Origin of the sequence: Nocardia thailandica NBRC 100428 (assembly GCF_000308795.1) — a bacterium.
Taxonomy (GTDB): domain Bacteria; phylum Actinomycetota; class Actinomycetes; order Mycobacteriales; family Mycobacteriaceae; genus Nocardia; species Nocardia thailandica.
In genome coordinates, this window is the sequence record NZ_BAGK01000046.1 from 1 (window position 1) to 13,681 (window position 13,681).

General features: G+C 70.1%; 16 protein-coding genes and 1 pseudogene. 5 read left to right on the top strand and 12 right to left on the bottom strand.

Going from position 1 to position 13,681, the window contains the following annotated elements; genetic code table 11:
* Positions 1-164: 164 nt before the first annotated feature.
* A complete protein-coding gene (locus ON36_RS35630) occupies positions 165-482 on the bottom strand; it encodes a hypothetical protein (RefSeq protein WP_043648222.1) in 318 nt (105 codons plus the stop codon).
* A gap of 178 nt (positions 483-660) precedes the next feature.
* Here ON36_RS35630 and ON36_RS05115 point away from each other — a divergent pair, with 178 nt between their 5' ends.
* Complete coding sequence (locus tag ON36_RS05115) at positions 661-1,587, top strand: hypothetical protein (protein WP_043648224.1); 927 nt, start codon at positions 661-663, stop codon at positions 1,585-1,587.
* A gap of 82 nt (positions 1,588-1,669) precedes the next feature.
* Here ON36_RS05115 and ON36_RS05120 read toward each other — a convergent pair whose 3' ends face one another.
* The 4 genes from ON36_RS05120 to sdhC are packed head-to-tail and all read right to left on the bottom strand — an operon-like array spanning position 1,670 to position 5,063.
* Positions 1,670-2,437, bottom strand: coding sequence for a succinate dehydrogenase iron-sulfur subunit (locus ON36_RS05120; protein WP_043648226.1), 768 nt, complete (start codon positions 2,435-2,437; stop codon positions 1,670-1,672).
* Positions 2,437-4,188, bottom strand: a complete 1,752-nt coding sequence (gene sdhA / locus ON36_RS05125) for a succinate dehydrogenase flavoprotein subunit (protein ID WP_043648260.1) — start codon at positions 4,186-4,188, stop codon at positions 2,437-2,439. The genes ON36_RS05120 and sdhA overlap by 1 nt, the downstream gene beginning before the upstream one ends.
* Positions 4,189-4,222: 34 nt before the next feature.
* Entirely contained in the window at positions 4,223-4,657 is a 435-nt protein-coding gene (locus ON36_RS05130; protein WP_043648229.1) for a succinate dehydrogenase hydrophobic membrane anchor subunit, read from the bottom strand.
* Between the two features lies 1 nt (position 4,658).
* Complete coding sequence (gene sdhC, locus ON36_RS05135) at positions 4,659-5,063, bottom strand: succinate dehydrogenase, cytochrome b556 subunit (RefSeq protein ID WP_083884921.1); 405 nt, start codon at positions 5,061-5,063, stop codon at positions 4,659-4,661.
* A gap of 282 nt (positions 5,064-5,345) precedes the next feature.
* On the opposite strand from sdhC, the gene ON36_RS05140 reads away from it, so the two are divergent.
* The 3 genes from ON36_RS05140 (at position 5,346) to ON36_RS05150 (ending at position 8,335) form a co-directional block, all read left to right on the top strand.
* Positions 5,346-5,747, top strand: a complete 402-nt coding sequence (locus tag ON36_RS05140) for a cytidine deaminase (RefSeq protein ID WP_043648236.1) — start codon at positions 5,346-5,348, stop codon at positions 5,745-5,747.
* Positions 5,748-5,841: 94 nt separating this feature from the next.
* The gene (locus tag ON36_RS05145) at positions 5,842-7,131 is read left to right on the top strand and encodes a thymidine phosphorylase (protein ID WP_043648238.1); all 1,290 of its coding nucleotides are present in this window, start codon (positions 5,842-5,844) and stop codon (positions 7,129-7,131) included.
* A gap of 106 nt (positions 7,132-7,237) precedes the next feature.
* Positions 7,238-8,335: an adenosine deaminase gene (locus ON36_RS05150; protein WP_043648241.1), complete on the top strand. Its 1,098-nt coding sequence runs from the start codon at positions 7,238-7,240 to the stop codon at positions 8,333-8,335.
* A gap of 74 nt (positions 8,336-8,409) precedes the next feature.
* Here ON36_RS05150 and ON36_RS05155 read toward each other — a convergent pair whose 3' ends face one another.
* Genes ON36_RS05155 through ON36_RS05175 form a run of 5 tightly spaced genes read right to left on the bottom strand, consistent with a single transcriptional unit; the run spans position 8,410 to position 11,807 of the window.
* Entirely contained in the window at positions 8,410-9,657 is a 1,248-nt protein-coding gene (locus ON36_RS05155; RefSeq protein WP_043648244.1) for a SatS C-terminal domain-containing protein, read from the bottom strand.
* Between the two features lie 20 nt (positions 9,658-9,677).
* Positions 9,678-9,998 (bottom strand): YbaB/EbfC family nucleoid-associated protein, encoded by a 321-nt coding sequence (locus tag ON36_RS05160; protein ID WP_043648246.1) that lies wholly within the window; start codon positions 9,996-9,998, stop codon positions 9,678-9,680.
* Positions 9,995-10,342, bottom strand: coding sequence for a hypothetical protein (locus ON36_RS05165; protein WP_052313674.1), 348 nt, complete (start codon positions 10,340-10,342; stop codon positions 9,995-9,997). The genes ON36_RS05160 and ON36_RS05165 overlap by 4 nt, the downstream gene beginning before the upstream one ends.
* Positions 10,339-11,484, bottom strand: a complete 1,146-nt coding sequence (locus ON36_RS05170; RefSeq protein ID WP_043648249.1) for a C40 family peptidase — start codon at positions 11,482-11,484, stop codon at positions 10,339-10,341. The genes ON36_RS05165 and ON36_RS05170 overlap by 4 nt, the downstream gene beginning before the upstream one ends.
* Positions 11,484-11,807 (bottom strand): hypothetical protein, encoded by a 324-nt coding sequence (locus ON36_RS05175; protein WP_043648251.1) that lies wholly within the window; start codon positions 11,805-11,807, stop codon positions 11,484-11,486. Before ON36_RS05175 ends, ON36_RS05170 begins: the two co-directional genes overlap by 1 nt.
* 145 nt (positions 11,808-11,952) lie before the next feature.
* On the opposite strand from ON36_RS05175, the gene upp reads away from it, so the two are divergent.
* Positions 11,953-12,576, top strand: a complete 624-nt coding sequence (upp, locus tag ON36_RS05180) for a uracil phosphoribosyltransferase (RefSeq protein ID WP_043648254.1) — start codon at positions 11,953-11,955, stop codon at positions 12,574-12,576.
* Positions 12,577-12,580: 4 nt separating this feature from the next.
* Here upp and ON36_RS05185 read toward each other — a convergent pair whose 3' ends face one another.
* Positions 12,581-12,802 carry a hypothetical protein gene (locus ON36_RS05185; protein ID WP_043648257.1) on the bottom strand — a complete coding sequence of 74 codons (222 nt, stop codon included), beginning with the start codon at positions 12,800-12,802 and terminating at the stop codon, positions 12,581-12,583.
* Positions 12,799-13,681, bottom strand: a pseudogene (locus tag ON36_RS05190) (phosphohexomutase domain-containing protein); the annotation flags it as partial. The pseudogene ON36_RS05190 and the gene ON36_RS05185, both read right to left, overlap by 4 nt.

Below are 13,681 nucleotides of genomic sequence, written 5' to 3' on the forward strand. Positions count from 1 at the left end.
GCGGCGGCCCGTCTCGTCGTCCAGCGCGGGCGCGGCCGCGGCGGGCAGCGCGGTCAGCGCGCAGCACGCGGCGAACAGCAGCAGCAGTACCCGGGTGACGACACGCACGGTTCCTCCAGGGGCTCGGTCGGCGGCAAACCTCCACCCACCGTAGCCGGGCGCCCTCAGGTGAGCGTCGAGAATCCCACCGCGACGCCCCACGCCGCCGCCGCGACGAGCGCCCCGACCGCCAGGTCCCGCCCCTGCCCGGGCTGCCCGCGCAGGACGAACAACGCCTGCCCGCCCAGCAGCACCCCCGGCACGATCCCCACCGGCCCGGTGAACATCGCCAGCGCCCACGCGATCCCGGCCCGCCCCTCGGCCCGCCGCACCGCGATCAGCAACCCCAGCGCCATCCGCATCGCCAGCAGCCGCACGTCCGCGACCACCCCGGCGAGTCCGCCGCCCCCACCGATCGACGCCACGATCCCCGAATCCTGCATAACCAAGGTCCTTCCGGCGCCACCGCCACCGGCGGTGTAACACGTTCTAGTCTGAGCTGGAACGTATCAGCCGCCCCGCCCCCAGACACCCGATTCGGCGCAGACGGGGCCAGCCGGGGGCCCGACCCTTCGGTCCGGTCCGGGTTCGAGTCCCGGTGGCGACTCCTACCCTCGACGCATGGGGGAGATCTTCGATCACATCAGGCGTCTGCTGGGTGTCTTCTGCACCTACCTCGACAAGGTCAGTCCGTGGGGTATGCCGTGGCCGATCACGCTCGGCTGCTTCTTCCCGGTCATCCTGGGTGTCCTCGCCGTCATGGTCTGGTGGGCACGGGGCACCGCGTGGCGGGTCGAGTGCGACTATCCGATCACGTCCACGGGCAGGCCCTGCCGCAACCGCGTTCTCGGTGAATGGCAGCGATGCCACCATCATCGACCGGGCCGGACCACGCGCGGCGGCCGCGAGGTCCACCCCTTGCTCCGCTGGGAGACCAGGGAGCGCGGGCGAACGGTGGAGCGGGCCGACATCCACGGCCGCGGCGCGGTACGCCTGCGTACCGGGCAGCGCGGCCTGTTGTACTTCCGTGGCTTCGCCCGGCCGCCACGGGATGTCCGCAGGTTCGTGCGGGTCTGGTCGCGGGAGCGGTTTCAGGACCTGCGGCTGGTCGTCGACCAGTTGCGCGCGGCTGGCCGATTCGACCTGCGGACGATTCTGCGCGGCCCGGCCGGCGCCTCCGCGCGGTCCGCCGTGTCGGATCACCTCGTCCAGGTCATCCAGGCGACCAGGGCGATCATCGTGCTCGTGGCGGCCGGCCTGGTGCTCGTCGGAGTCTCGCTGTGGCGTCACTACGACCCGAAGGACTGGCCGAACTACGCCGCCACGTTCGCGTTCCTGACCGCTTGGGCGGTCGCCAAGTGGGGCATCTGGGACGTGACGGGCGAGGGGACGGCGCAGTCGCGATCGGCGGATTGGCCGAGGAGATCGGTGACCACCGCCGGTCGGTGGATGCTCGCGTTCCTGCTCATCTCGGTCATCGCGGGCAAGGTGATCGACTGGATCGAGAAGCTGGTGAACGGCCCGGGATCCATCCCTGTCGGCTTCTGACGGTCGCGGGGTGATTCGTGCCGAGAACGGCGAAGGCCGCCGGCGTCCGGGGACGGCGGCGGCCTTCGGGTGGGGCCGGGGGTCAGCGGGTGAAGAGCAGGGCCCGCTTGACTTCCTGGATGGCCTTGGTGACCTCGATGCCACGGGGGCACGCGTCGGTGCAGTTGAAGGTGGTGCGGCAGCGCCACACGCCCTCGACGTCGTTGAGGATGTCGAGGCGCTCGCGGGCGCCCTCGTCACGGCTGTCGAAGATGAAGCGGTGCGCGTTCACGATCGCGGCCGGGCCGAAGTAGCTGCCGTCGCTCCAGTACACGGGGCAGGAGGTGGTGCAGCAGGCGCACAGGATGCACTTGGTGGTGTCGTCGAAGCGGGCGCGGTCGTGCTGCGACTGGATGCGCTCGCGGGTCGGCTCGTTACCCGAGGTGATCAGGTACGGCTTCACGGCACGGAACGCGTCGAAGAACGGCTCCATGTCGACGACGAGGTCCTTCTCCACGGGCAGGCCGCGGATCGGCTCGACGGTCATGGTGAGGGACTTGCCGTTCTTGGGCAGCAGGTCCTTCATCAGCACCTTGCAGGCCAGCCGGTTGACACCGTTGATCCGCATGGCGTCCGAACCGCACACGCCGTGGGCGCAGGAGCGCCGGAAGGTGAGCGTGCCGTCCAGGTAGGACTTGATGTAGATCAGCACGTTCAGGAAGCGGTCGGTCGGCAGGACCGGCACCTGGAACGAATCCCAGTACGCGCCCTTGTCGTTCTCGGTGCTGAACCGGGCCACCTTGACGGTGACCATGACCGACCCGTCCGGGACGGGAGCCGGCTTCTGCGGAGTCTCGGCAACAGCAGTCATCAGTACTTACGCTCCATCGGCTCGTAACGGGTCTGCACCACCGGCTTGTAATCGAGACGGATGTCGGAGATGAGCTCCGGGGTCTCCTTGTAGGCCATGGTGTGGCGCATGAAGTTGACGTCGTCGCGGTCCGGGTAGTCCTCGCGGGCGTGGCCGCCTCGCGATTCCTTGCGGTTGTACGCGCCGGCGACGGTGACCTCGGCCAGCTCGAGCAGGAAGCCGAGCTCGACGGCCTCGAGCAGGTCGCTGTTGTAGCGGCGGCCCTTGTCCTGCACGGTGATCCGGCTGTAGCGCTCCTTGAGCTGGCCGATGATGGCCAGCATGTCCTTGAGCGACTCCTCGGTACGGTACACACCGGCCTTGTCGTCCATGGCGTTCTGCAGCTCGGTGCGGATGTCGGCGACGCGCTCGTTGCCGTGATCCGACAACAGCAGCGACAGCCACTCCTGCACCATCTGGGCCGGGTTCTCCGGCATCTCGACGAACTCGGCGCGCTGGGCGTACTCGGCGGCGGCGATGCCCGCGCGACGGCCGAAGACGTTGATGTCGAGCAGCGAGTTGGTGCCGAGACGGTTCGCGCCGTGCACCGAGACGCAGGCGCACTCGCCCGCGGCGTAGAGGCCGGGGACGATGTCGGTGTTGTTGCGCAGCACCTCGCCACGGATGCGGGTCGGGATGCCGCCCATTACGTAGTGGCAGGTCGGCATGACCGGCACCGGCTCCTTCACCGGGTCGACGCCCAGGTAGGTGCGGGAGAACTCGGTGATGTCGGGCAGCTTCTCCTCGAGCACGTCCTCACCGAGGTGCGTGACGTCGATGAGGACGTAGTCCTTGTTCGGGCCGGCGCCGCGGCCCTCGCGCACCTCGAGCACCATCGAGCGGGCGACGATGTCGCGCGGCGCGAGGTCCTTGATGGTGGGGGCGTAGCGCTCCATGAAGCGCTCGCCGGAGGCGTTGCGCAGGATGCCGCCCTCGCCGCGGACCGCCTCGGAGATGAGGATGCCGAGGCCGGCCAGGCCTGTCGGGTGGAACTGGTGGAACTCCATGTCCTCGAGCGGCAGGCCCTTGCGGAAGACGATGGCCATGCCGTCACCGGTGAGGGTGTGGGCGTTGGAGGTGGTCTTGTACATGCGGCCCGAGCCGCCGGTGGCGAACACGATCGACTTCGCGTGGAAGACGTGCAGGTCGCCGGTGGCCAGCTCGTAGGCGACGACGCCGGTGGCGACGGGACCGCGCTCGGTCTCGGTCAGCACCAGGTCGAGCACGTAGAACTCGTTGTAGAACTCGACGTCGTGCTTGACGCAGTTCTGGTAGAGGGTCTGCAGGATCATGTGACCGGTGCGGTCGGCGGCATAACACGCGCGACGCACGGGCGCCTTGCCGTGGTCACGGGTGTGCCCGCCGAAGCGGCGCTGGTCGATCTTGCCCTCGGGCGTGCGGTTGAACGGCAGGCCCATCTTCTCCAGGTCCATGACCGCGTCGATGGCCTCCTTGGCCATGATCTCCGCGGCGTCCTGGTCGACGAGGTAGTCGCCACCCTTGACGGTGTCGAAGGTGTGCCACTCCCAGTTGTCTTCTTCGACGTTGGCCAGTGCGGCGCACATGCCACCCTGCGCCGCGCCGGTGTGGCTGCGGGTCGGGTAGAGCTTGGTCAGCACGGCGGTGCGCGCGCGGGGACCGGCCTCGATCGCGGCGCGCATACCGGCGCCACCGGCGCCGACGATGACGACGTCGTAGCGATGTTCCTGAATCGGTCGGGATTCACTCATTCGAGGTGGCCTGTTCCTAACCAGTGATGTTGGGGTCGAAGGTGAAGATGACGTAGGTGCCCACGCCCATCACCAGGATCATCGAGACGACAAGGGCGGCCTTCAGCCAGAACCGGGTGGAGTCCTTGCGCGAGTAGTCGTCGATGACGGTGCGCAGGCCGTTGCCGCCGTGCAGCTGGGCAAGCCACAGCATGGTCAGGTCCCAGATCTGCCAGAACGGGCTGGCCCACCGGCCTGCCACGAAGGCGAAGTTCAGGCGCTTCACGCCGCCGTCGATCATCAGCATGATGAACATGTGGCCCAGCACCAGCACGATGAGCAGCAGGCCGGAGAAGCGCATGAACAGCCAGGCGTACTTCTCGAAGTTGCCCTTGGAGGTGGCGCGCGGCGAGCGGGGCAGGTCCAGGCTGGCCGGGCGGTCGTAGGACTTTCCGATGACAGGTGCGCTCATGTCAGTGCTCCGTGAACAGGTAGAAGAACTGGCGGCCGACGCCGGCGGCGGAGACCAGGACCCAGATGGCGAGCACGATCCAGAGCATCTGCTTCTGGAAGCGCGGACCCTGGGACCAGAAGTCGACCAGGATCACGCGGACGCCGTTGAGCGCGTGGAACAGCACGCAGACGACCAGACCCATCTCCATCAGCGCGACGAGCGGGTTCTTGTAAGTCTGGATCGCCTCGTCGTAGACCTCGGGGCTGACGCGGACCAGGGCCGTGTCCAGCACGTGCACGAAGAGGAAGAAGAAGATCGTGACGCCGGTGATCCGGTGCAGCGCCCAGGACCACATGCCGGGGTCGCCGCGGTACAGCGTCTTGCGCTTCGGCTGAGCCGGAGCCGGAGCTTCTATCGTGGTCATAGAGTGCGGTGCCTCCAACGTCGTTGATGGACCCGGTCACAGATCCGACGTGGAGGGGCGAATGCCCAGGTGGCTGCGCTGTGTTCCTTCAAGCGCGGGCCCGCCGCCGGGAACCTGAACCGATCTGTGGAGAACTGTAATCCCCTCTGTTTCTCGGAACTAATTCGGCGTGCCGCGCGTTGCGTGCGAATCCGTCGAGTTAGGTTTACCTTTCTTTGTGACGCATACTGGTCGATACGCCCGCGTCCGGCGGCGTTCGGCGGCTTCGGCGGGAGGTTCGGCATGCCGGAAATCGAGTGGAATTCCTTGCGTGACATGGCATTTCGCGCGATGGAGGGCGCGTATGCCCCGTACTCGCGGTTTCCGGTCGGCGCGGCGGCTCTCAGTACGGACGGCCGAATTGTGAGCGGATGCAATGTGGAAAATGTCTCATACGGGCTGACCCTGTGTGCCGAATGCGTACTCGTCGGTAACTTATTCGTCTCCGGCGGCGGGCGCCTCGTGGCGATCTCAGTGACCGATTCCCGGGGCCACATCCTGATGCCCTGCGGCCGGTGCAGGCAGCTGCTCTTCGAGCACGGCGGGGCGGAGTTGCTGGTCGACCATCCGGAGGGACCCGAGCCGCTGGGTGCACTGCTGCCGTACGCGTTCGGTCCCGACGACCTGTCGGCCGGTCGCCGCTGACCGGAGGCCCGCGGATGCCGCGGCCGGTCCCCGGGAGCCGGGCCCGGCGCGTGTGGCCGCGCGGACCGGGGCGCTGCCGTGCCAGACTGGGCCGATGACGGCCCTCGACGCGGTTTCGATCATCCGGTGCAAGCGGGACGGCGGGGAACTGGCCGACGAACAGATCGACTGGGTGATCGACGGATTCACCCGGGGTGTGGTCGCCGACGAGCAGATGTCGGCGTTGGCGATGGCGATCCTGCTGCGGGGGATGACCAGGCGGGAGACCGGGCGGTGGACCGCCGCCATGATCGCCTCCGGACAGCGGATGGATTTCACCGGCCTGGGTAGGCCCACCGTGGACAAACACTCCACCGGCGGCGTCGGTGACAAGATCACCCTGCCGCTGGCACCGCTGGTCGCCGCCTGCGGCGCGGCCGTGCCGCAGCTGTCCGGACGTGGGCTCGGACACACCGGCGGCACTCTCGACAAGCTGGAGGCCATCCCGGGCTGGCGCGCCGACGTCCCCGCCGGGCGGATGCGCGAGATCCTGGCCGACCCGGCGATCGGCGCGGTGGTGTGCGCGGCCGGCGCGGAGCTCGCCCCCGCCGACAAGCGGCTCTACGCCCTGCGCGACGTCACCGGGACCGTCGAGTCCATTCCGCTGATCGCGAGCTCGATCATGAGCAAGAAGATCGCGGAGGGGACCGCGGCGCTGGTCCTCGACGTGAAGGTCGGCTCCGGCGCGTTCATGAAGTCGATCGCCGACGCCCGCGACCTCGCCGCGGCGATGGTCGAGCTGGGCGCCGACGCGGGCGTGTCCACGGTCGCCCTGCTCACGGCGATGGACACTCCGCTCGGCCGCACCGCGGGCAACGCCCTGGAGGTCGCCGAATCGGTGGAGGTGCTCGCCGGCGGCGGTCCGGCCGATGTGGTCGAGCTGACGCTGACCCTCGCGCGGGAGATGGTCGCTCGAGCCGGACTGCACGTCGACCCCGCGGACGTGCTGGCCGACGGCCGGGCCATGGACCACTGGCGGGCCATGATCGCCGCCCAGGGCGGCGACCCCGAGGCGCCCCTGCCCGTCGCCCGGCACACCGAGACCGTGACCGCGACGTCCGCGGGCACCTTGACCCGCGTCGACGCCATGGACGTCGGCATCGCCGCCTGGCGGCTCGGCGCGGGCCGGGCGCGCCAGGGGGAGGCGGTGCAGGCCGGCGCGGGCGTCGTGCTCCACGCCAAACCCGGCGACACCGTCACCGCGGGGCAGCCGTTGTTCACGCTGCACACCGATACACCCGATGCCTTCCCCGCCGCGCTCGCCGCGCTCGCCGACGCGGTGAGCATCGAGCCGACCTCCGAGTACAAGCCCGGGGCACTGGTGCTGGACCGCCTCGGCGGCTGACCGTCGAGCACCGCGTCACCCGCCGGACCGGCCACGCGGCGGCGCGATGTCGTCGCACCGCCGAGAGCGGCGAGACGCGGACCCGCCGAAGGGCTACCGTCGATACATGACTGGACCGTTGCCCCTCGACCTCGCTTCGATCCGACAAGCACCCAAGGCGCTACTGCACGACCACCTCGACGGTGGGCTACGCCCGGCCACCGTGCTCGAGCTGGCCGAGCAGTGCGGCTACGACGACCTGCCCGCCACCGACGCCGACGGCCTGGCCCGCTGGTTCCGCGACGCCGCCGACAGCGGATCGCTGGTCCGCTACCTGGAGACCTTCGCCCACACCGTCGCGGTCATGCAGACCCCCGAGGGCCTGCACCGCGTCGCCCGGGAGGCCGCCCTCGACCTGGCCGCCGACGGCGTTGTCTACGCCGAGATCCGCTTCGCGCCCGAACAGCACCTCGAGAAGGGCCTCACCCTCGACGAGGTGGTCGAGCACACCCTCGCCGGCTTCCGGGCGGGCGAGGCCGAAGCCGCCGAGCTCGGGACCCCGATCCGGGTGACCTGCCTGCTCACCGCCATGCGGCACGCGGCGCGCTCGCGCGAGATCGCGGAGCTGGCGGTGCGTTTCCGCGACCGCGGCGTCGGCGGCTTCGACATCGCGGGCGCCGAGGCCGGGTTCCCGCCCACCCGGCACCTGGACGCGTTCGAATACCTGCGCGCCAACCACGCCCACTTCACCATCCACGCGGGCGAGGCCTTCGGCCTGCCGTCCATCCACGAGGCGCTGGCGTTCTGCGGGTGCGACCGGCTCGGGCACGGCGTGCGGATCACCGACGACATCACCGTCGACGGACCCATCGAGGACGCGCGGCTCGGCCTGGTCGCGGCCTACGTGCGCGACACCCGGGTCCCGCTGGAACTGTGTCCGTCCTCGAACGTGCAGACCGGCGCGGTGCCCTCGCTCGACAAGCACCCCTTCGACCTGCTCGCGCGGCTGCGCTTCCGGGTCACCGTCAACACCGACAACCGGCTGATGAGCGACACCAGCATGAGCGAGGAGATGCTCAAGCTGGTGCAGACCTTCGGGTACGGCTGGAGCGATCTGGAACGGTTCACCATCAACGCCATGAAGTCGGCGTTCATCCCGTTCCCGGACCGGCTGCGCATCATCGACGAGGTCATCAAGCCCGGCTATGCGGTCCTGCTCGGCTGAGCCCGGACGCGAGACGGCCCGCCCCGGCCGGACCGGGGCGGGCCGTCTCGTCGGCTCCTGCGTGCGGTGACCGCTCAGGCCTTGTCGAGGCGGCTCTCGAAGAGCCGCTCCAGCTCGCGCCACTGCTGGGCCTCGGCGTCGAACGGCGGCGCGGGCGCCAGCCGGTTCGGGTCCGGGTTCAGCAGGTAGGACACATACCAGCCCAGCGGATTCGACTGGGCCAGCGCCGTTTCGACGGCGTCGTCGCCCGCGTAGTCGGCGGCGTCGGTGAACAGCTCGACCGCCAGGTCGAGCTGCTCGACGTCGACGGCCTCGGGACCCTCGGCCAGGTCCTCGGTCAGGCCGGGCAGCACGTAGACGTTCTCGTCGGTGACCTCGACCTCGAGCGAGCCGTCGACCGCCGCGGTCTGCACCTCGGCGAAGGTGCTCACCCGCGACAGCGCGTGCTGGTGGTCGTCGGCGAGGTAGCGGGCCAGGGCCCGCTCCGAGCCGAACACCGTGATGGTCTTGCCCTTGCCGAGGAAGATCGGCTCGTCACCCAGGTAGCAGCGCAGGGTGAAGTACTCGCCGTCGGCGGTGACGATCTTGACCGGGTCGATGCCGACCTCGTGCCAGAACGAATCGTCCTCGGCCTCGTCCTCGGTGTCCGAGGCGGACAGGTCGACGTCCTCGAACTCCTCGTCCTCCTCGGCCACGTCGTCGGCGTCGACCTCGTTCTCCTCGGCCGCGAGCAGCTCGGCCTCGGCGACGGCGACGGCGGCCGCGTCGACCTCGGGCGTGGAGATCACCCCGTCGATGGCGTCCACGACGTCGTCCCAGCCCTTGACGATGGCCGCGCCGAGCTGATCCCACAGCTCCTCGCCCTCGCGGCCCACGTAGGTGCGGACCCCGCCTGCCAGGGTGTCGAGCACCGGGTTGTCGGCGAAGAACTTGGTGACCACCTCGAGCTCGCACACCTCGCCGATGTTGCGCACCATCGCCAGGGTGTCCTCGAGCTCGGCGACCACCTCGATCTCGGGGTCGCCCGCCGCGAGTTCGGGCACGCCGACCAGGTCGAAGCTGAAGTTGTCGGCCGGTTCGAGTTCCGCGGCCGACAGGCCGGCGATCACCTTCCACGCCGGGTGGTCGACGAGGTCGTTGTCGGTGTCGGTGCGGATGAACGCGGCCAGCTCCGCGACGGACTCGAATCCGTAGAGGTCGTCCTCGTGACCGAGGAACGCCTCCCACTCGTCCTCACCGTCGCGCCAGCGCGGTGCCCACAGGGTGACGAGATCGCCATCGGTCAGACCGAGCTCGATCGGGACGATGTCTCCAGAAGCCATGACGCGAAGCCTATCGAGCTTCAGTCCCGGGCACTATCCGGCCCGGGTACGAACGATTCGTTCAGTGTCGCAATGACACTCGATCGCTGCTGACCCGCGCTCTCGGCGGCCTGCCTGCAGGCCGTGACGATGGCCTCGGCGAGCTCGGCGGGCGGCACCGAGGTGGCGGCTTCGGCCAAGGTCAGCGCCACGAGCGCGCCCTCGCTGTTCACCTCCGCGGTGATCAGCTCGTCCTCGGAGGTGAACCGCCCGCGGACCTGCTTCAGGCCGTACAGCGCGGCCTCGAGCGCCTCGAGTTTTTGCGTGGCCCCGGCGACCAGGGCATCCATTTCCGCGCTCACACCGGCCTCATCCAGCTCGTCTGTCCCGTATCGGCGTCGTCGAGGCGGTCGAGTTCTTCGACCGCCTGGTGCCGGGTCGGCAGGCCGAGCCGGTCCAGTGCCTGCTCGGGAATGCCCGCCTCGGCGTAGACCTCGCGCAGCTTGGCGCGGGCCGAGATGGCCGAGCGCTGGGTCAGGCGCAGGATCTCGTCGGCCAGCGCCTGGGCACCGTAGCGGTATTCGCTGCGCTCGAACTTCAGCTCGATGGGCAGGCCCATGCTGGTCGCGCGGACCTTGATCGTGCCCGCGCGATTGCTGCTGACCGCGGCCGCGACGTTGGGGATCTCGGGGACCGGTGTGCTCATGACGTTGGCCTGTAGAAGCCGTAGAACTCCATGCCGATGTTCTCCGTTCGGATCGAGCTGATCGAGACCGGGTCACCGGCCTCGACGAGTTGTCCGTTGCCGATGACCATGGCGACGTGGCCGTCCCACACCGCCAGATCGCCCGGCATCAGGTCGCCTGCGGACACCTGCTGGTGCCCGATGCCCTGTTCCTGGGCCAGCCGCGGCAGTTCGACGCCCGCTTCGCCGTAGGCGTACTTGGTCAGGCCCGAGCAGTCGATGCCCGAGCCCGGGGTGTTGCCGCCCCACACGTAGGGGGTGCCGACCGCGCCGATGGCCGCGCGCACGGCCGTGGCGGCCTGCTCGTTGGGCGCGGTCACCTCGCTGCCGTCGGGCAGGGTGATCTTCACGCCGGTCCCGGAGGAGCCCGCGCTCGAGCCGGTGCCGGTGGTGCCGCTCCCGCCGGTGGTGCCCGAACTGCCGGTGCTCTTGCTCGATTTCGAGCTGCTCGACTTCGAGCCGGACGAACTCGAGCTGGAACCCAGCGCGCTGAGCACCGAGCTGCCGATGCTGGACGCGGTGGAAAGGCCACTGGACAGGCCGCTCGACAGCGAGGACAGGTTGTTGGTCGCGCCGGTGGAGGTGCTCGCCAGCCCGGTGCTCGGCGGCGGGGTGAGTTCCTGGATGGCCGCGGTCTGCGTGTCGAGTTCGGACTGCACCCGGTTGACCACGCCGAGGCCCTGACCCAGGTGATCGATCGCCGAGCTCACCACGGCGGTGAGGCCTGCGGGGGTGCCCAGCGTCGGCGAGAGCGCCTCGACCTCGCTGATGAAGGAGTTGACGATGGTGTCGAGTTCCTTCTGGCCGGTCTGCACGTAGGCCCCGGCCTGGTCGACGACGGAGGCCATCTCCGTGCCGCGGTCGGACAGGGTGGCCGAGGTGGTCTGCACCCGCAGCGCCTTGGAGGTCGCGGCGTCGGCGGCGACGCCGTCCCAGGACTCGTTCATGGCGTTGATGCCGTTGCGGCCCAGCGAGATGACCTGGTCCAGGCTCGTCGCGGTGGCGCGCAGCCCGTCGGAGGCGCCGCCCGAACCGAGGACGCCGCTGCCGAAGCTGGACAGGAGGTTGTAGAGCGGTTGAGCCAGAGCGGAGAGGTCGATCATCAGGCGTCCAGTTCGCCGGCGGCGGCCGTCAGCGGGGCGGCGTTGTTGAGATCGGTCTCGGTGAGCGTGGCCGCGGCGCTGGCGGTCGCGGTGCCCATGCTGGCCATGACCGCCGACAGCTGCCCGATGCCCGCCACGTGCCCGGCGTGCGCGGCGGCGTACGCGGTGACGAAGTCGCCGCCGATCAGCCCGAACACGGGCCCGAGCAGGGTGGGATCCGACGCCGCCGACCCCGCGGCGGCACCGGCCAGGTCACCGGCCATGACCTCGGCTGTCGCGCTGTAGGCCGTGATGCCCTCGGCATCGGCCGACATCTTTCGCATCGAGCGTCCCCCAATCCTCGTGTCCGGGCAGAGTATGTCATCCACCCGGGTTGGACGCGCCGCGGTCGTCACCGGTTCCCCGGATCGGCGAAAAATTTCCGCGGGCTCCGCGCCGACCCTCCCGGTCGACCCTATCGTGGGCGGTATGCGTATCGACACGGTCGACCATCCGCTCGCCGCGACCCTGCTGACCACGATGCGGGAGGCCTACACCGACAACGCCACTTTCCGTTCCGCGCTGCGCGATCTCACCGGCATCCTCATGTACGAGGCCTTACGCGAGGCGCCGGTGGTGCGGGAGGAGATCGTGACCCCGGTGTCGATGACCGAGGGCGTGCGCCTGGCCCAGCCGCCGCTGCTGGTGCCCGTGCTGCGGGCGGGTCTCGGCATGGTCTACGCCGCCGCCGAACTGGTGCCGCAGGCCAGGGTCGGCTTCGTCGGCATCGCCCGCGACGAGGACACCCACCAGCCGGTGCCCTACCTGGAATCGCTGCCGACCGACCTGTCCGCGCAACCGGTCTTCGTCCTCGATCCGATGCTGGCCACCGGCGGTTCCATGCGGCACACGCTGGAACTGCTCGCCGCGCGCGGCGCCACCGACATCACCGCCGTGTGCGTGGTCGCCGCGCCCGAAGGCGTCGCGATGCTGGACGAGACGGGTCTGCTCGCCCGCCTGGTCACCGCCGCCGTCGACGAGGGACTCAACGAGAACGCCTACATCGTCCCCGGTCTCGGCGACGCGGGAGACCGTCAGTTCGGCCCGCGCTGAGCGCTCATCCGGGTTCGGCGAACAGTTCCAGGTGGCCGCACCCGGTGCAGCGGTAGGCGTCGACGGTCAGCGGGTCCTTGCGGGAGCGACGCTTGCCGCCGAAGAACCCGAACTCGAACGGGCCCTCCCGCCATCGGGTCTCGCCCGCGGCCTGCTGACCGGTGTCTTCGAGCAGACCCGCCCGCAGCTCGGTGCCGCCACAGTGGGTGCAGTGGCGCGCGGTCATCGCGGGCCCCGGTCCGCGAGATCGTGGCACCAGGCGGCCAGGACGGCGAGGCGGGCCGCGGCGTCGGCGCGGGCCCGCGGCAGCGCGGCGGGCCCGTCGACCGGGGTGAACACCTCCAGATAGCACTTGAGCTTGGGCTCGGTGCCCGACGGGCGCACGACGATCCGGAAGTCGTCGGCGTCGAGGACCAGGGCGTCGGTGCGCAGGCTGCCCCGGACCTGGAGCTGATCGGTGAACTTCACCGGGGTGCCCGCGATCTCGCCCGAGGGCGCGGCGCGCAGGGTGGCCGTGAGCGCGGCCGCGGCGGCCTGGTCGGGCAGGCGCAGCGAGACCTGGTCGCCGCTGTGCAGGCCGAATTCCACGGCGTAGGCGTCGAGTTCGCCGGTCAGGGTGCGGTCGTCGGCCTTCAGCCGGGCGGTCAGGTCGGCGGCGGCGACGGCCGCGGAGATGCCGTCCTTGTCGCGCACGGCCGACGGGTCGACACAGTGCCCGATCGCTTCCTCGTAGGCGTAGACCAGGCCCTCGCCCGCGCGGGCCAGCCACTTGAAGCCGGTCAGCGTCTCGGCGTAGCGCGCGCCGCGGGCGGGGGCCAGCTTCGACAGCAGCCGCGAGGACACCAGGGTCGTGGCGACGAGCGGATCGGCGGGCCGCCCGGCGAGGACGTAATCGGCCAGCAGGACGCCGGTCTCGTCGCCGCGCAGCTGCCGCCACCCGTCCGGCGTCGGCACGGCGAGCGCGCATCGGTCGGCGTCGGGGTCGAGGGCGATCGCCAGATCGGCGTCGACCCGCTCGGCCAGCGCGAGGAGCAGGTCGGTGGCGCCGGATTCCTCCGGGTTGGGGAAAGGTCACGGTGGGGAAGTCGGGGTCGGGCGCGAACTG